This window comes from Paraburkholderia sp. GAS38 (genome assembly GCF_050434965.1).
In the GTDB taxonomy this organism is placed as follows: Bacteria; Pseudomonadota; Gammaproteobacteria; order Burkholderiales; family Burkholderiaceae; genus Paraburkholderia; species Paraburkholderia phenazinium_A.
This window is the reverse complement of sequence record NZ_JBNDJO010000016.1, coordinates 62,864-80,330: the sequence shown is the minus strand read 5'-3', so window position 1 is coordinate 80,330 and position 17,467 is coordinate 62,864. Positions and strand designations below refer to the sequence as shown.

The 17,467-nt window shown below is 62.4% G+C and carries 14 protein-coding genes; 10 read left to right on the top strand and 4 right to left on the bottom strand.

The features are described from left to right. Positions 1-133: 133 nt before the first annotated feature. Positions 134-1,354: a pyridoxal-phosphate-dependent aminotransferase family protein gene (locus P3T42_RS30425; protein ID WP_429308135.1), complete on the bottom strand. Its 1,221-nt coding sequence runs from the start codon at positions 1,352-1,354 to the stop codon at positions 134-136. Between the two features lie 168 nt (positions 1,355-1,522). On the opposite strand from P3T42_RS30425, the gene P3T42_RS30420 reads away from it, so the two are divergent. Next, a complete protein-coding gene (locus P3T42_RS30420; protein WP_074293947.1) occupies positions 1,523-2,248 on the top strand; it encodes a GntR family transcriptional regulator in 726 nt (241 codons plus the stop codon). Between the two features lie 298 nt (positions 2,249-2,546). Here P3T42_RS30420 and P3T42_RS30415 read toward each other — a convergent pair whose 3' ends face one another. Next, positions 2,547-3,062: a hypothetical protein gene (locus P3T42_RS30415; RefSeq protein WP_429308134.1), complete on the bottom strand. Its 516-nt coding sequence runs from the start codon at positions 3,060-3,062 to the stop codon at positions 2,547-2,549. Next, positions 3,059-5,527, bottom strand: coding sequence for a DUF6531 domain-containing protein (locus P3T42_RS30410; RefSeq protein WP_429308133.1), 2,469 nt, complete (start codon positions 5,525-5,527; stop codon positions 3,059-3,061). The genes P3T42_RS30415 and P3T42_RS30410 overlap by 4 nt, the downstream gene beginning before the upstream one ends. A 387-nt stretch (positions 5,528-5,914) precedes the next feature. On the opposite strand from P3T42_RS30410, the gene P3T42_RS30405 reads away from it, so the two are divergent. From P3T42_RS30405 to P3T42_RS30395, 3 genes are all read left to right on the top strand, one after another. After that, positions 5,915-7,501, top strand: coding sequence for a Na+/H+ antiporter (locus P3T42_RS30405; RefSeq protein WP_429308132.1), 1,587 nt, complete (start codon positions 5,915-5,917; stop codon positions 7,499-7,501). A gap of 306 nt (positions 7,502-7,807) precedes the next feature. Further along, positions 7,808-8,767 (top strand): GlxA family transcriptional regulator, encoded by a 960-nt coding sequence (locus P3T42_RS30400; RefSeq protein WP_429308131.1) that lies wholly within the window; start codon positions 7,808-7,810, stop codon positions 8,765-8,767. Between the two features lie 74 nt (positions 8,768-8,841). Then, complete coding sequence (locus P3T42_RS30395; protein WP_429308130.1) at positions 8,842-9,597, top strand: SDR family oxidoreductase; 756 nt, start codon at positions 8,842-8,844, stop codon at positions 9,595-9,597. Positions 9,598-10,137: 540 nt separating this feature from the next. Here P3T42_RS30395 and P3T42_RS30390 read toward each other — a convergent pair. Continuing rightward, positions 10,138-10,599 carry a hypothetical protein gene (locus P3T42_RS30390; RefSeq protein ID WP_429308129.1) on the bottom strand — a complete coding sequence of 154 codons (462 nt, stop codon included), beginning with the start codon at positions 10,597-10,599 and terminating at the stop codon, positions 10,138-10,140. 681 nt (positions 10,600-11,280) lie between these two features. On the opposite strand from P3T42_RS30390, the gene P3T42_RS30385 reads away from it, so the two are divergent. The 6 genes from P3T42_RS30385 (at position 11,281) to P3T42_RS30360 (ending at position 17,411) form a co-directional block, all read left to right on the top strand. Then, on the top strand, positions 11,281-11,994 hold the full coding sequence (locus P3T42_RS30385) for an OmpA family protein (protein WP_429308128.1): 714 nt from the start codon (positions 11,281-11,283) through the stop codon (positions 11,992-11,994). A 699-nt stretch (positions 11,995-12,693) separates the two neighbouring features. Further along, a complete protein-coding gene (locus P3T42_RS30380) occupies positions 12,694-13,005 on the top strand; it encodes an ArsR/SmtB family transcription factor (protein WP_074293939.1) in 312 nt (103 codons plus the stop codon). Beyond that, complete coding sequence (locus P3T42_RS30375; protein WP_429308127.1) at positions 13,002-14,006, top strand: 3-oxoacyl-[acyl-carrier-protein] synthase III C-terminal domain-containing protein; 1,005 nt, start codon at positions 13,002-13,004, stop codon at positions 14,004-14,006. The genes P3T42_RS30380 and P3T42_RS30375 overlap by 4 nt, the downstream gene beginning before the upstream one ends. A gap of 71 nt (positions 14,007-14,077) precedes the next feature. After that, the gene (locus P3T42_RS30370; protein WP_429308126.1) at positions 14,078-15,274 is read left to right on the top strand and encodes an ATP-grasp domain-containing protein; all 1,197 of its coding nucleotides are present in this window, start codon (positions 14,078-14,080) and stop codon (positions 15,272-15,274) included. Further along, positions 15,271-16,386, top strand: coding sequence for a hypothetical protein (locus P3T42_RS30365; protein ID WP_429308125.1), 1,116 nt, complete (start codon positions 15,271-15,273; stop codon positions 16,384-16,386). The genes P3T42_RS30370 and P3T42_RS30365 overlap by 4 nt, the downstream gene beginning before the upstream one ends. Next, positions 16,383-17,411, top strand: a complete 1,029-nt coding sequence (locus P3T42_RS30360; protein WP_429308124.1) for a Rieske 2Fe-2S domain-containing protein — start codon at positions 16,383-16,385, stop codon at positions 17,409-17,411. Before P3T42_RS30365 ends, P3T42_RS30360 begins: the two co-directional genes overlap by 4 nt. The last annotated feature ends 56 nt before the right edge of the window (positions 17,412-17,467 follow it).

The window sequence follows — 17,467 nt, the reverse complement described above, 5'->3', positions numbered from 1 at the left end:
GCGTGCCTGGAACGGCGCGCTGCGTCGTTGATCCCCTAGCGTGCGCTGCCTGGGCGTAGCGCTTTATGAACCGCTACGCCCGCTTACCGTCAGGAGAAGGCTCCCCACCCTCCCCGTCATGTCCCGCCGCTGCTCAGGCGGCGGCCTTCAATCCTGCGCCTTGCGCCTGGCTGGCGAGCCACTCCATGGCCGCCGGCAAGCCGCTCGCAGCAACCGGCACGCCCGCCAGTTTCAGGCCCATTTCGCAGCCGGCCAGCGTCGCCAGCAGCGTGAGGTCGTTGCAGTCGCCCAGATGACCGATGCGGAACATGCGGCCTTTCATCTTGCCGAGACCCGTGCCGAGCGACATGTCGAAGCGTTCGTAGATGGTCTTGCGTACCGCGTCGGCGTCGATTCCCTCGGGCATCATCACCCCCGTCAGCACCGGGCTATAGACAGCGGGGTCGGCGCACTGGATCTCGAGACCCCACGCCCGCACGGCGCGGCGGCTGGCTTCGGCGAGGCGCTCGTGACGCGCGAACACGTTGTCGAGCCCTTCGCCGAGAATCATGTCGAGCGCTTCCGACAAGCCGTACAGCAGGTTCGTGTTCGGCGTGTACGGCCAGTAGCCGGACTTGTTCATTTCGATGATCTCGGTCCAGTCCCAGAAGCTGCGCGGCAGCTTGGCCTGCTTGCTAGCGGCGATGGCCTTCGGCGAGACCGCGTTGAAACTGATGCCCGGCGGCAGCATCAAGCCCTTTTGCGAACCGGACACCGTGACGTCCACGCCCCATTCGTCATGGCGATAGTCGGCGCAGGCCAGACCCGAAATGGTGTCGACCAGCAGCAAGGCCGGGTGACCGGCGGCGTTGATCGCGCGACGCACGGCGGCGATGTCGGAGGTGACGCCCGTCGAAGTCTCGTTGTGCACCACGCAGACGGCCTTGATGGCGTGCTGCGTGTCTTCGCGCAGACGCGCTTCGATCATCTGCGGCTGCACGCCACGGCGCCAGCCTTCGATGCCCGGCAGACCGAGAAACTCCGGCTTCAGCCCGAGGCTTTCCGCCATCTTCTTCCACAGCGTCGCGAAGTGGCCGGTCTCGAACATCAGGACGTGGTCGCCGGGGCTCAGCGTGTTGGAGAGCGCGGCTTCCCATGCGCCGGTGCCCGAGGCCGGGTAGATCACCACCGGCTGCTGGGTCTTGAAGATCTTCTTGATGCCGTCGAGCACCTTCAGGCCAAGCGCGCCGAATTCCGGGCCACGGTGATCGATGGTGGGATAGCTCATCGCCCGCAGGATGCGGTCCGGCACGGGGCTCGGCCCCGGGATCTGCAGGAAGTGACGGCCAGCGGGATGAAAGTCGAGTTTCAGCATGGGTCTTCTCCGATTGAATTTTGCATGCAAAAAACTATATCAGCAGTTCGATGACGAACCCAAGGCAAATGTGCACGGTCCGGACCGGTGTTTACCCGCTATCTTACCTAATGCCTTTATGCATCAGGTTCCTATAAAATTGTCTGAAATAGGTATGAGGGTTTTTGTATGCAAAATTCGGATTTCGAGGCGGACACGGCTGGCACCCCGCTCATGCCGAAGGTTGAGCGGCAGCGACTGCACGACACGGTCGTCGAGCACATTAGGCGCTTTATCGTCGAAGGCGTGTTGGAGCCGGGCAAGAAGCTCAACGAGCGCGAGTTGTGCGAGACGCTCGGCATTTCCCGTACGCCGTTGCGGGAAGCGCTGAAGGTGCTCGCGGCCGAAGGGCTGATCGAGATCTGGCCGAACCGCGGCGCGTCGGTGTCGAAGATGTCCGAGGCGGAGTTGCGCGAGACGTTCGAACTGATGAGCGGGCTCGAGGCGTTTTCGGGCGAGCTGGCGGCCGAGCGGATCACCGCGGTGGAACTGGCCGAGATCAAGGCGCTGCACTACGCGATGCTGGCGTGCCGTGCGCAGAACGATCTGGCGGGGTACTACAGCCGCAATCAGGCGATCCACGACAAGATCAATGAGGCGGCGCGCAATTCAGCCTTGCGGCAGACCTATATTTCGGTCAACCGACGATTGCAGGCGCTGCGTTTTCGCTCGAACTTTCAGATTCCTAAGTGGGACCGCGCGGTTCATGACCATGGCGAGATGCTGGAAGCACTGGAAGCGCGGGATGGCAAGCGCCTGAGCGCGATCTTGCGGCAGCATCTGCTGGATAAGCGGGATGCGGTGCTGCAGGTGCAGTCGAGGGAGGATGTGGCGGGTGGGACGTTGAAGGCTTGAGGGGGGTGAAACAACGTCACCCGAAGTCGTGGCCGCGCGACATGATCGAACTTCAGTTGGTCGTGTCGCGCAGCGTCTGACTGCTCAATGCCCTGATGGTCTGTCAATTGGCTCTTGCGTTGCGGTCATGTATTGCTTGATGTCAGGTTGGCCCAGTGAGATCGCATTGAGCATGGCGACTCCAAGCCAACGCGCGAATTCGTCGTCATGCTTGAAATCGAAATCGTCTGGCAGGATCGGCACGGCGAATATTCCGGCCACGACCAGGGCCGACCTGGCTGGGTCAACTTCAGCTTAATTAGTCAACAATCTTGAAGCCTTCCCCAGGATCAAGAAAAAACGGATAGAAATTACGTGCAAATGAAATGATATCCGGAGGCCCGGATAGGACGCCCATCTCCCATTTTCTGTCTGCGTACACGAACCAATCTCCGGGGATCGGCAAGACCGCATATCGTTCTGAGTTTGCCCAAAGACAGTCCGCCGGACTGTCGCCTGGGTCCTTTTGCCAAGACTCAAAGAAGTCATCATCGGTGTGTTCAGCCCGATGTATAAAACCAGGGTACTTGCCGAAATGAAAATGAAAATAGCTGAACGGATCTGGCTTAAGAACTAGCGAGGCAAAGTCCGTGGCGCCCTTGAAAGCAAGCATAGCTCGAATGAGATCGAAGAATTTTTGAGTCGATATGTCGACGGAATCAAAATAAAGCAGATCCCTCGACGGGATGCTGGCTAGTGCTTGTGCGCTTGCGCTCGCACGCTCCCAAAGCGGCAAGAAGGTCGCAGAATCACCCATAAAGTCAATGTCGTTCATTTTGGAAGCCGGATCTTAATGGTGCCGCGCGCTGCGCCAGCGGGTACATACTCAGCGGTAGGATATCCTGCGTTTGAGTCTTCTCTGACGGTGTAACGCGCCCCGCCCTTTGAAAAGATGTCTGCTTTGCCATCCTTACTAAGAGACTGGACATAGCCGCTCTCTACGAGGTTTGCCTCAAACTCCGCTTTGCCAACATCGGTTCGGATGTTGCGAATACTACCCCCCGTTGTGATATCAGTGTATTCCGAGGTGATCCGCCCCGGCGGAATCCCATCGACCTCCGTCTCAGCCGCGGGCTTGCACATCTCCTTGATGCGCTCCCAGTTTTCCGCGACCTTTCTTGCACCCTGACCGATGCCGTATCTGACTACCGGGTTCTGTAAAAGTCGATAGACGATCAAGATACCGCGCACAGAGCCGTCAAACAGTCCTGCCGAAAAGTGACAGTCACCGCAGACGGTCGACGTGCTCAGCAAGTTGTCACCCAGCAACCGACGCGCACCCTGGAGATTGGCCGGCGGTCCTACCGGAGAGTCACCATAGTTGTAGTTATCGATCCACTGATTGATCTCGTCGCTGCTGATCGGAATGTCCGTGCCGTCGTTCAGGTCGAGAATGCTGCCGTTCCTTGCGACGGTGCCACTACGTGACACGATCTGGCCGTCGGGTGAATACCCGAACCTGACCTTGAAAACGCGTCGCACACCGCCGTTCGCCGGACTTGCATATTCATTGAATTTGAAGAGATCGATTCGTCCACGTCGGTCGTAGCGCAAGCTGAAATCGCCCGTCGGGTTATAACCCAGCAGCGCGCGATGGGCGGCATCCCGCGTGATCATCTCCGTGGCTTGCTGAACCTCCCCTAGTGCGACGATCGCAAAGGCATTGCCCGTTGCATCGCGAGTGACCTTCCACTGGCCGGCGACCTTCCCGCCGGTCATCTGTTGAACGAACGCGAGCCGGTTCATTGCGTCATAGGTCATCCCATACGCGATCGTCGCCCCATCTGCCTCGCCTGCTTCGAAGCCAGTGGCGCCGGTTGGATCGGTGGTCGGTGTCTCGCTAACCCCAGTCGTGTTGCCGTTCGCGTCATACACGAAGGACTGCATCAGTTTCGGCGACGCAATCATCGAGGGACGCAAAGTCGTCCCATCGGCATAACGGATCGTGGTGATCGACGTACCGGTGACGTCCTTTACGATCGCTCGGACTGGCCGTCCTTTATCGTCGTAACTGTATTCAGAAGTGCCGCCGCTTGCGTCGGTGTCCTTCAGCAGATTTCCCGACGCATCCCACGCGGAGCTGCTATTGCCGGCGGCGGAGGTTGTCCCCGTAGGCCGAAGCATCCCGCCAATCGACGACATGTTCAGCGTGGTGGCACCTTTACGACCAGTGATGACCGTCGAACCGGTGTTATAGGCAAACTGCGCATTCTGCGTGGTACCCGGATGGCTGACGTCTACCGCACGGCCCTGAGCATCGTAGCTCCACGTCGCAATGCGGTTGCCCGCCTCGTCGATCTCTCCGGTCAGCGCATTCTTGAAACGCGCGTCGTCGTAGACATAGCGGTGTACATAGCCATCGGGCCAGGTAACAGAAACAAGATTGCCGTTCGCGTCATAACCGTACTGCGTCATGCGGCCCAAGGAGTCGTTCAGGCGTGACAGGCGGTTCTTGTCGTCATAGTCGAGGCGAAGCGTGATGTCGTTGTTAGCGTCAGTGCTCGCCGCATGCTGCGTAATCGCGGTCAGCAGCCCTGAACCGCCGTAAGTCAACGTTCGAACAAATCCCGTCTTCGTGCTCTCCGAAAGCAGCACGCCCTGGGCCGAATACGATTCGACGGTATCGGTCTTGAGATCGGTCAGCGTCCATCCAGAGCCGCTCTGTGCCAGTGCAAGGCCGGTAAAGCCGGCTGTACGCCACGTGCCGGCTGCCCAGTTGAAAGTGACAGGTTCACCGTTCTCGCGATACGCAAGCACTTTGGACGAGCTACCGCTGTTGGCGTTCACGAGTCCCAGGTTGCGCTGCCAGCTATGGAACCAGACCGGCCCCATCGCCGTGGCGGAGCTACCCAGTGACCTGGATCGATAAGTCCGTGTGAATCGCATCGGAATGTCGTCGCCGCTGACAAAGTCGGCTTCAGTCAAGGTGACGGCACCATTGCCCGGATACACCGGGTCAGCGACGGGACAACTCGCTTCGGGTTCTTCCGCAGTCGGTGTCGCGCACCACGCGTCGATGAGGGACCATGTGTTGATGCACGCGTAGTTGGCCATGCTGCCGGGCACACGGCCGTAAACGTCCCACCGGCAGGTGGGGGAACCCGGTACTGCACCGGTAGCCGCATAGAGCGCGTTGCAGTCCGTTGCGTTGGCGCCAAACGCGACCAGGAGCAGCACAAATGCAGCCAGCAAGCGTGCCGCCATACTTGCAGGACTCTCAGTAACTTTGTTGTTTTTCATAGTCATCCTTATTGGTTGTACTTGTTTGAAACCCAAGCACCCTATAAGGAGCGTTCCACACGAACTATCCGACAATTCCTAAAATTTCGGACGCCATGCAAATCGACAACAAATGCCCTGATTCAGGACATCAAAATTCGTGAGGAATTGCGAAGAAATCTGTCAGACGATCACCCTCAACGTCGAACAGTTCAACGTGATACGTTTTCAGCTGCGCCGATAGTTGCGGACTTCGCGATCAGATAGCGCAAAGCATCCAACTCGCAGACTTCCGCATGGAGGCTTCGCACCCAGCCCCCACACAAAACCCAAACACATCCACCCACCCCCCGCCATATGGTAGAAACCCAGTTCCACCGCATGAAGTGAACTCACCGAGACCGCCCTATGTCCTCCGTTGTGGCCTTCAAACTTGTCCTGCTGTCGCTCATCGCGATGATCGGGCTGCAACTCCTCGCGAAGCGCCTGCGCTTGCCGCCCGCCGCGGCTTTGCTGATCGGTGGCGCTGCGATGGCCTTCGTGCCCGGCCTGCCAACCGTCACGCTCGATCCCGCGCTCGTGCTGATCGTGTTCCTGCCGCCCCTCCTGATGGACGGCGCTTACTTCTCCGTCTGGGTCGAATTCAAGCGCAACCTCGGCGGCATCCTGCTGCTTGCGATCGGCGCGGTCGCCTTCACGACGCTGGTGGTCGGCGTGGTCGCGCATGAGGTCGTGCCCGGTCTGCCGTGGGGCGCATGCTTCGCGCTCGGCGCGATCGTCTCGCCGCCGGATGCGGTGGCCGCCAAGGCCGTGCTCGAACGCGTCGCGCTGCCCCGACGCCTGATGGTGCTGCTCGAAGGCGAGAGCCTGTTGAACGACGCGGCTGGGCTCGTGCTGTTTCGCTTCGCGGTCGCGGCGGCGTTGACTGGCGCCTTCAGCACCGGACATGCAGTAGCAAGCTTCGCGGTCCTGGCGTTAGGCGGCGTGGCCGTGGGTATCGCGCTCGGCTTTCTGGTCGTGAAGCTGCTCCAGTATCTCGACGACGCTTACCTGATGATCACGGCATCGGTGCTGGCCGCGTGGATCAGCTATATCGTCGGCGAGATGCTCGACGTCTCCGGCGTGATCGCTACCGTCAGTTGCGGCATGATGCTCGGCTGGTATCAGCACGAAGTCTTCCCAGCTGCGGTGCGCACACGCGGCACGGCCTTCTGGCAAGTCGTGATCTTTCTGATGGAAGCGCTGGTGTTCATCCTGATCGGCTTGTCGCTGCGTGGCGTGATCGTTCGCCTCGGCGGAGTGGGCGACGCGTTGACCGCCTTCGCGCCGGCGGTGGCGGCCGTGCTGGCAGCCGTCCTCGTTTCGCGTTTCGTGTGGGTCTTCAGTGTCGAAGCGTTGAACGGCGCGCTATGCAAGCTCATGCGACGCAGCAGCGCCGCACCCGACTGGCGCTCCGCGACCGTCACGAGTTGGGCCGGCATGCGTGGCGTCGTCACACTCGCCATTGCGTTGTCGTTACCCGATGCGATGCCCGGCCGCGACCTGATTCTCGTGGCCGCCTTTGCCGTGATTCTGGTGACCGTCCTCGGCCAGGGCACGACGATCGGTCCGCTGATCCGTTGGGTCCAGCCCGCTCATGTGGCCGAACCCGGTGATCGTCTGTTGACCGAGCCGCAAGCGTGGGCGCGTCTCGAAGCGGCTCAGCTCGCCGCGATCCAGCCGCTCGTCCACGGTCCGGACGGCAGCGTGATCCATCCACGCCTGCTCGAGCAATACACTTACCGCGCACGCATCACCGAGGCCTATCAACTCGAAGCCGCCTTCCCAGCCAACGAGCGCGCCGCCCACTTCGACGTCGTGTTGGCAGCCATCGCCGCGGGACGCACGGAGTTGTTGCGGATGCATCGATCGGGGCAGATCGACGATGAGCTGCTCACCATCCTCGAATACGACCTCGATCTCCAGGAGATTGCCGCGCAGCATGGACGCGGGTGATGCCGCGACGGTCGGAACCGGCATGCAAGCATGCCTCCCGAAAAGCCTCACCTTTGGCATGGCAGGTGATGTGAACCGCAACACCCGGCGCACCATAAGTCACGAATCTAGGCACCGTCTGCATGCTTTGCGACACATCGCCGAGACCGCCTGGCGTTTATGATCATCATCGCGACGCACACAAAGGTGAGACTATCCGGGAGATCACGACACGTGAGTGCCGCGTCATCAGACCGATCACCTTTGCGTGAAAAAATCGACTCCCTGGAAATCCTCACCTTTTCCCAATCTCACTGAGGTCATTCGATGCCAACCGTCGCTGTTGCGATTTTTCCCGGGGTGCAAGCGCTCGACGTCGCAGGGCCGGTGGATGTCTTTTCGGAAGCCAATCAGTTTCTGCCCCGCGGCGCGCACTACGAAGTGACCTTGCTCAGCGCGGAGCCGGGCGCATTGCGCGCCTCCAATGGCATGGCGCTCGTCGCCGACGATACGTTCGAAGGAGCCCGGCGCGACTTCGATCTCGCGCTGGTAGCCGGCGGCCCCGCGCTGCCGGACAGCGCGCCCGACCCGCGACTGACGCGCTGGCTCACCACCGTCGCCTCGGGTTGCAAACGCTATGGATCGATCTGCACCGGCGCGTTCGCACTCGGCCACGCGGGTCTGCTCGACGAACGCAACGTCACGACCCACTGGCAACACGCCGAGCAACTGGCCACGCAGTTTCCGCTCGCGCGGGTCGACTTCGACCGCATCTATCTGCGCGACGAGCGGCTCGTCACGTCCGCAGGGGTGACGGCCGGGATCGATCTGTCGCTCGCGCTCGTCGCCGAAGATCATGGGCCGCACACCGCGCTCGCGGTCGCGAAGCGGCTTGTCGTCTTCGCGCAGCGTCAGGGCGGCCAGTCGCAGTTCAGCCCTTATCTGACCGCCCCTGCGGATGAGACGTCGGCGGTGGCGAAAGTACAGGCGCATGTGATGGAACACATCGGCGAGCGCTTCACGGTGAAGCAGCTCGCGGATGTCGCCGCCATGAGCGCGCGCAATTTCGCCCGGGTCTTCGTGGAAGAAACCGGAGTGACGCCGCACGAGTTCGTCGAACGCGCGCGAGTGGACGCGGCCCGCAAGCGGCTGGAGAGCAGTACCGCCGCGCTCAAGGCGATCGCCTACGACTGCGGCTTCGGCACCGCCGACCGCATGCGCATCGTGTTCGTGCGGCGCATCGGCACGACGCCGGCGCAGTACCGGGAGCGCTTCCGCTCGGCGTGAGGGGCGCGCGGCTGCAGACGCAACGTGCCTCGTGAGAAAATACGCGCTCTTATCTGCCCTCTCTGTCGACCCTCATGACTTCACCCATCACTCGCGCCATCGTTACCGGCCATACGCGCGGCCTCGGCGCTGCGCTCGCGGAACAACTGCTGTCGCGCAACATTGCCGTGCTGGCGCTCTCGCGCTCACGCAACAACGCGCTCGCACAGCGGTATCCCCAAACACTCGAAGAAGTCGAGCTGGACCTTGCCGATCCGGCGCGCGTCGCACAATGGATCGCGGGCGACGCGTTGAGCCGCTTCGTCGACGGTGCGCATAGCGTGCTGTTGTTCAACAACGCGGGCATGGTGCAGCCGATCGGCCCGCTCGAATCGCAGGACGCGATTGCCATCGCGAGCGCGGTTAGCCTGAACGTGGCGACGCCGTTGATGCTGGCGAGCGCCGTCGCCACGGCCAGCACTTCCGCGAACGACCGGCGCATCGTGCACATCTCGAGCGGCGCGGGTCGCAATGCCTACCCCGGTTGGAGCCTCTATTGCGCGACCAAGGCCGCGCTCGATCACCATGCGCGGGCTGTCGTCCTCGATGCCAACCGCGCGCTGCGTATTTGCAGCGTGGCGCCGGGCGTCGTCGACACCAACATGCAGGCGGAGATTCGCAGCAGCGGTAAAGAACAATTTCCGTTGCGCGAGAAGTTCGAAGAACTCAAACGCAATGGGCAACTCGTTTCGCCGGAGCAGTGCGCTATCCAGTTGGTCGACTTCGCATTGAGCGACGTCTTCGGCGAGGTACCCGTCGCGGACATCCGTGAGTTGACGCAGCGCGGTTGACTCACCTCAGGTCCACGGCGTTCGACTCCCGAAAACCCTCACCTATCACGAGCCCGCACCCGGGCTCGCGTCCAACGTGCGTACGTGACGCACCCTCAGCCGCGCTGATCGCGCTATGCGACACGCAAGCATAAAACGCGACCCTGTATACTGTTTTCGCGGAAACAGCCGTGGCGGGTCAACAAAAATGCCCTGCACTTCGCGATCGTGACGCCCGTCTTTTCATCGCCACATTCGGCATTATTCGCCGCCGCGTTCGCGCTCCCGAAAGTACTCACCTTTCCCTGAGCGATACGCGCGTCGTCTTTGTCTGCAGTGTGATTCGACACGTTAGCGTTCGCGATGCCTGCGTTGCATCTGGCGTGCCGAGCGAATAGAGGCGAGCGCCTCTGCACGGCTCAAGCTCCCGAAAAGACTCACCTTTGGCAAGCGCAGCGATACAACCGGGCGACCCAAACTCGCGGCGGCCACATCCACCGTTGCTGATGACGCGGCGCAACCCGTCGCAGCTTGGCGTGCTGTGGCGCGGCCTCGCGCCGTTTAGTGAGCCGCGGTCTGATGCGACGGTTTAGCCGGCCGCCCCGTCTTGACCGTCTCGACCGCGGCAATCGCTTCGAGCAACTGGGCAAGCGGCGCCGCTTCGAGCAGCAGCAGACCGGCTCGCAGCAACTCACTCTTTTTCACGGCTACGCCTGCGCTCAGGCATTTCGCCTTCAGCTCCCCGAGTTTCTCGTAATCGGGTTTCGGCATGGTGAAGCTGTCGCGGACAACCTTCTCCTTCTTCACGCGCTTCGGCTTGTGCTCGGCGGCCACGCTGACCGGTTCGGCTTCCACTGGGCTGCCACGCTTCGCGCGCGGTGTGGTCGGCCGGGCCGCTTTGGCCGTCACCGCTTTCTTCCGCGCTGCCTCAGCCGGCGCGCCGGCGGCCACGGCAGTGCCGTTCGAGCGAGCAGGCGATGAAACAGCTTTCTTTGCTGCCTTTCTGGTGCTGGGTGCGGCCATGGTCATCATCTCCGAGTGGGAAATACTAAAAACAGTATATATCGTTTGGCCCGTTTCTCTTGCCGCGCGGCGAACCACGGCCGAATGGCCGAGTTGTCCACAGATTCTGTTCGCAAGGGTGTGTATAACTTGCGGGCAAGCAAGGCAAGTCGTTGAAATGCCTGGCGTTATGACGCAGGAGTCAGGCATGTGCAGACTCCCGCTCACGGACCGATGAACACGCTGCGGCCCGGTTGAGAAGGTGATACGCGAATGCAGCATGCCCCTCACCTACGATAGACAAAAGGTGAACACCATGCAGATGCGTGAGCGCACCTGTTCGTCACGACGCGCAGCTCCCGAATAATCTCACCTTCGAAGTCCACCGCCCATTATTCTGCATTCCCAGGTAAGCCATCCGCTACGCAACGCAATGTGTGCCTGGCCTGATCCTGCTCCCGAATCTCCTCACCTTCGTCGATCCAGCGTGATCGACAAGAACGCGCCGCTCAACACAGCCGTTTAAGCGCGTTTAACCATTGTTTTCAATTCATTCGTGGTGAGCCCAGGCGTTAAATCACAAACACGTAACGACGCACACGTCTCGTTACAAACCGAGAGAGCTTGTTATATGCGCTCTTTCTAGAATGCGCATGTGCCTCCCCCGCTCATGGCGGCCCATAACAATCTGGAGTTGTCCTGATGACGTTCCTACAATCACAATCGGTCGAATACCACTCGCTCTCGTCACGCAATCGCGCATCGCGGTCACGCACGCTCTTGCGCAGGATCGCCGCTGCTGCTGTCCTCGTCGCGGCAGCGCCGGCAGCCTTCGCGCAAGCCGTGCTCGTTCCTGTTCCTGGGCCTGTTTATGAGCATGTTCCGCCGCCCCGCCCTGGGCATATGTGGCATCACGGCTATTGGGCGTGGGCTCACGGCCGCTACGTGTGGGTGCCCGGCGACTGGGTGGTGCAAGGGCCGGTGGTGTACGGCGCCTATCCGGCTCAGGTTCAACCCGCGCTAGAAGCGCCGCCACCGCCACGCGTCGAGCGTCTGTCGGCGGACGCGCTGTTTCCTTTTGACCGGGGCGACATCAACGACATCCGTCCCGCCGGCCTCTCTGACCTCGCGCAAATCGCCGCTCGCCTGCGCGCCAGTCCGTTCGGTCACGTCGAGGTGCGCGGCTACACCGACCGCCTCGGGTCCGACGGCTATAACCTGGATTTGTCGCGGCGCCGCGCTGAGGCTGTGAAAGCGGTGCTGGTCCAGCAAGGCGTGCCGGCGGACAAGATTCGCGCTGAAGGACTCGGCAGCCAGGATCCGGTGACGCAATGTGGAACTACGGACAACTCGGATCTGGTCCGCTGTCTTCAACCGGATCGTCGCGTGGAGATCGTGACGTATGTGCGCGGTTAGTCACGCATTGTGCTGAAGGCTTGGGTTCCGTGACGTGTCGTTCTGCTTCAGGCACCGAACGACACGTCGAGGGGCGCGCGGTCATGGCGCGGGCATGTGCTTAACGCAAGCTTGCCGGCGGATGCAATGCCGTCGCATGCCATCGCCAGGCATCAGCCCTGAGCAACGTGAGCGGGGACCGTGATCGAGCCGTGTGGCCCATCGCCGCCCGGACCACCAGGACCGCCTCCGCCAGGGCCGCCCCCGCCAGGACCACCGGGCCCGCCCCAACCCGGTCCCCACCAGCAACCGCTCAATGTTGCGGTCAGCGCCGCCAGGACCGCGACTATCGCGAACTTTCTCATACGTTTCTCCTTCGTGAGTATTGCGAACCCAGGCACCAATGCTTTGGCGCCCGTGAAATGCAATGCCCGCACCCTATCAACCCGCGAAGGATCGTGTTTTACAACGCCGTTACAACCCGGACAAAGGCTTAACGCCGATCCGGCCAATAAGCACTTCGATCCGGCCGGCGCGGCGCTGTTGTCGCGCCTATCGCGCCGTTTGCGGCACGCGACACCTCTACGTCTTGTTGCTGTAAGTAAACCCTCGTAAGGCGTCGCACTCGCAAAGACGGCCGGACGGCTCGTTGCACCACCGGGTAGATTTCCCCTTAATAAAAACTTGACCTAAAATAACTACATATCTAGATTTATAGATATGAGAAACGCATACGCCAACAGTATTCCCGCGGACTGGGAGCAATTCGCCGCCGTTTTTGCGGCGCTGGGCGACAGCTACCGGCAGCGCATCCTGCTGTTCTTCGAGCCGGGCGAGCGGCTGACGATCAAGCAGATCGCCGACGTGCTTCCGCTCAGCCGTACCGCCGTGCTGCATCACGTTCGCGTGCTGCAGTCGGCGGGGTTGCTCGAGAGCAGCAAGGAGGGCCGCGAGGTCTTTCTCACAGTCAATAAAGCGCTGTTGCTAGAAGCGCTTACAAGCACGGTCCGCTATGCGGAGGAACAGATATGACGAACCATCGACGCAATATCCGCATCTGCGGAACCGGCGTTGCCGTACCGGAACAGGTGTTGACGAGCGATGAAATCGACCGGCGCTTCGGCCTGCCGGCCGGCACGGTCTTCAAGCGATACGGTGTGCGCACGCGTCATCGCACGGTGCATGAGAACTCGGCTTCGCTTGCGGTCGCAGCGTGCGAAGCGGCGCTCGCGCAGGCCGATCTGAGCTGGAGCGACATTGACTGCCTGGTGTCCGCGTCCGCCACCATGGACCAGGCGTTGCCCTACAACGCGGCGCTGATTCTGGCGGCGCGCGGCGGCGATGCGAAGCGGATTACCGCCTTCGATATGGGCGCGAGTTGCCTGTCGTTTCTGGTGGGGCTCGACACGCTCAGCTATCTGGTGGAAAGCGGCCGGTACCGCAACGTTCTGATCGTCTCCGCCGATATCGCCACGTTCTCGCTGGACTGGTCGACGCTCGGCGAATCGGCGATCTTCGGCGATGGCGCCGCAGCCGCCGTGATCCGCAAAGCCGCGCCGGGCGAAAGCTCGTCCATCCTGGCCTCGCGCATCGAAACCTATCCCGAGGGCGCGGAGTATTGCCACATTAAGGCCGGCGGCTCGCGCTACCATCCGAGGCGCCTGAGCAGCAGCATCGATCCGCTGGCGCTGTTCCATATGGACGGACCGCGCCTCTTCAAGACCGTATCGCGGGAGATGCCGCGCTTCGTCAACGACCTGCTCGGCGCCGCCGCGCTCACACTCGATCAACTGCGTCTCGTCGTGCCGCATCAGGCCAGCCGCCTCGCGCTCGACCACCTCGCCAAACGGCTGCGTGTCGACGCCGCTCGCACGGTGGATATCCTGGCGGACTTCGGCAACCAGGTCGCGGCGTCGCTGCCGTCCGCGCTGCATCACGCGATCAAGGGTGGACGCGTGCAGCGCGGCGACCCGATCATGCTCATCGGCTCGGGCGCGGGCCTGACGATCGGCGGCATGGTCATGGTCTACTGACATGCGCCAGCTCGCTGACGGCTCGGCCCGCTCTCTCCGCTTGCGGCATGGCACGGTCGCGAGGCGGCAGCATGGCGCGTAACGTCCTGATCCTCGGTGGACGTGCGCCCGCGGCGCTCGATCATGCGCGCCGCTTTGCGCATCAGGGCTGGAAAGTGTGGGTGGCCGACAGCATTCCCTGCCAGATCAGCGGCGCTTCGCGCGCGGTGAGTGAAACGCTGCGGGTTGCGTCGCCGCGTCACACGCCGGCGCGTTTCGTGGACGACTTGCGGCGCGCGTCATTGACGCATGGCATCGACCTGATCGTGCCCACTTGCGAGGAAGTGTTTTTCGTCTCCCGCTATCGGGACCGGCTGCCAGCCCATGTGCGCGTGGTCGCCGACGACTTCAATAAAATGCGCGACGTCCACAGCAAGTGGCGTTTTCTTTCTCTCGCTCAGGACTGCGGCGTCGAAGTGCCGGACTCGGCACGCGTCGCATCTCTCGACGAGGCCCGCGATTGGGCCGGCACACGACCGGTTGTGCTGAAACCGGAGTACTCGCGCTTCGGTGTCCACGTGCGGATTTATCCTCACGGCATTCCCGCTGCAGCGCCACCTCTCGCGCCGTTGGGTCACTGGGTGGTGCAGGCGTTCGCCGAGGGCCGCGAATTCTGTTCGTACAGCGTGGCGGATCGCGGCCGGCTGGTGGCGCATAGCGTCTATCGGCCCGGTTGGAGAATGTCGACCAGTTCGAGCTTCTATTTCGAAGGCGTGCGTATCGAAGCGATTCGCCGCTTTGTCGAACACTTCTCGCGCAAGCTCGAGTTTACCGGCCAGTTGTCGTTCGACTGGATCCAGCACGCAGATGGACGTGTGAGCGTGCTCGAATGCAATCCGCGTGCGACCAGCGGCTGCCATCTCTTCACGCCTGACGACCCGCTGCCCGATGCACTTAACGGCACACTTGGCCGCGCCCTCAGCGGCACGCCCGGCAGTACGCAAACGACACCCATCGAGCCGTCCTCAACCGCGCCGCGCATGATCAGCGCGATGATGCTGAGCGCGGGGCTGATCGATGCGCTCAGGCGCGGCGAACTGCGTCGCTGGGCGCACGACTATCGCCGCGCCTCCGATGTGATCGGCACGCCTCACGACCGCGGCCCGCTTGCGGGTGCGATCCGCGATCTGGCGTCGTACGCCCGGCTCGCGCTGGCACAGCGCTGCAATATGCGCGAAGCGGCAACGCAGGATATCGAGTGGGACGGCCAGGAGCTGCCCGAAGCATGAGCACCTGCCTGTACGTGCCGCACGCCTGTTTCGCCGACAAGGCCGCGGCCTTCGCCACGCTGCATGCGGGGGTGGCGACGCGCGGCTTCGTTTCGAACATCGACGCCCGCGTGGAAACCTTCGACGCCGGCGGCCTGACACTGCCCGTTACCGTCAACGACGTCACGCCGGGAAACGCCTGGGTCTGCTCACCGTTGACGACCTACAGCGGCTACGCGCTCGAAGAGACCCGCCGCGTCGCGCCACGCTTACTTGCGGCACCGCTGGGCGGCGTAATAGGCGTGGTCGACCGGTGGCTACGCCGGGCCAAACTGGACAGCGCGGTGTCGTTGAACAACTGGTTGCTCAGCACGAACCTGTACCCCGCAACCGAGGGCATCGATTTCGCCGCGCTCGCCGCATCGTGCGAGGCGCGCTGGCCGCGTCACGCGTTCTGGTTCCGTTCGCTCAATGCCGTGCAGCACGCGGACTGGCTGCAGGCGCTGATGACGGCCGGCTTCGACCTGATCCCCACGCGGCAGGTCTATCTCTTTCGCGACATGAAGCAAGGCGCCATGAAGCATCAGAACCTGCATCGCGACCTGCATCTGTTACGCACCACGCCGTTGACGCCGGTCTTCCACGACGCGTTCACGGATGCGGACTTTGTGCGCAGCGAAGCGCTCTACGCGCAGCTTTACCTCGACAAGTATTCGCGACTCAATCCGAGCTATACGGCGGCATTTCTGAAAGCGTGGCATCGCGCGGGACTGCTGGAGTTCGCCGGGTTCAGGGACGACAGCGGGGAACTGCGCGCGGTGGTCGGGATGTTTGGACAGGGATCGTTGCTGAGCGCGCCGATCGTCGGCTACGACACGAACTGGCCGGCATCGGCCGGCTTGTACCGTCTGCTGATGGCACATGTGCTCAAGACCACGCTCGAACGCGACGCCGTGCTCAATCTGAGCGCCGGCGCGGCGCACTTCAAACGACTCAGAGGCGGCGAGCCCGCCATCGAATACAGTGCAGTTCTCAGCCGCCACTTGCCCATGGCGACGCGCCGCACGCTACGCGGCTTGCAAATGCTGACGACAAAACTCGGCGTGCCGATCATGAGGCGCTTTCAGTTATGAACGCATGGAACCCCGCGCTGTATCGAAGCTGGTTTGTCGTCGCCGAATCGCGACGCCTGAAATCGGAGCCGTTGGGCGTGACGCTGCTCGACCGGCCGCTGGTACTCGCGCGCTTGCAGTCGGGCGAACTGCTCGCGCTCGACGACTGCTGCCCGCATCGGCATGCGCCGCTCTCGGCAGGACGCGTCACGCCCGCAGGGCTGCAATGCGGCTATCACGGCTGGACCTTCGGCGTCGACGGTCGCTGCACGGCGTTGCCCGGACTGCCGGCACACGCGTGCAAACCAGTGGTGCGAGTCGGTTCGGTCAGCGCGATGGAATACGACGGACTTATCTGGGTCAAACCCGAGGCATTGGGCAGCGCCGGTTCGCAGGATCTACCCGAATTTCTGCGCAGACTGCCAACGGGAAGCCGCCGCTTTACATGGAGTAGGACGTGGAAAGCACACGCGGTCGACGCGCTGGAGAATTTTCTCGATCCCCTCCACACGCATTTCGTGCACCCCGGACTCGTGCGCGGCGACGGCAACCGCGAGATCGTCAGCGCAACCATCACGCGCTCCGCGGGCGTGCTGCAAGTGGACTATCGCGGTCAGCCGCAACAAGGCGGCTGGTTGTACCGTTTGTTCGAGTCGCCGCGCGAACTCGAACGCGCGCATTTCACCGCGGGCGCGGCAGGCTCGGCGCAGCTCGAATACCGCTACCAGGATGGCAGCGCACTATACTTCACGATCCATTTCAGCCCGATCAGCGACGCGCTAACCCAGGTGCACGGCACCTTGCACGTCGAAAATCGCTGGGCGCCCGAATGGGCGGTGCGGACGCTGGCGTGGCCGTTTCTGCGCCGGGTGGCGCGGCAGGATCAGGAGGTCGTGGAGACGCAAGCCGCGAACAAGACACGCTTTCGTCGCGACGCGGGCGTGTCGACCGAACTCGATCTGGTGAGGCCCAGTCTCGACGCAGTGTGGGCGCTACCGTCGGGGCCGCTCACGGCGCAAAGCCAGCGCGTCGATATCATGCTTTGAGAGGATGGGTCCGGTAGGTAACGGAAACGCTCGTTAAAAACAGACTCCTGGAAGTC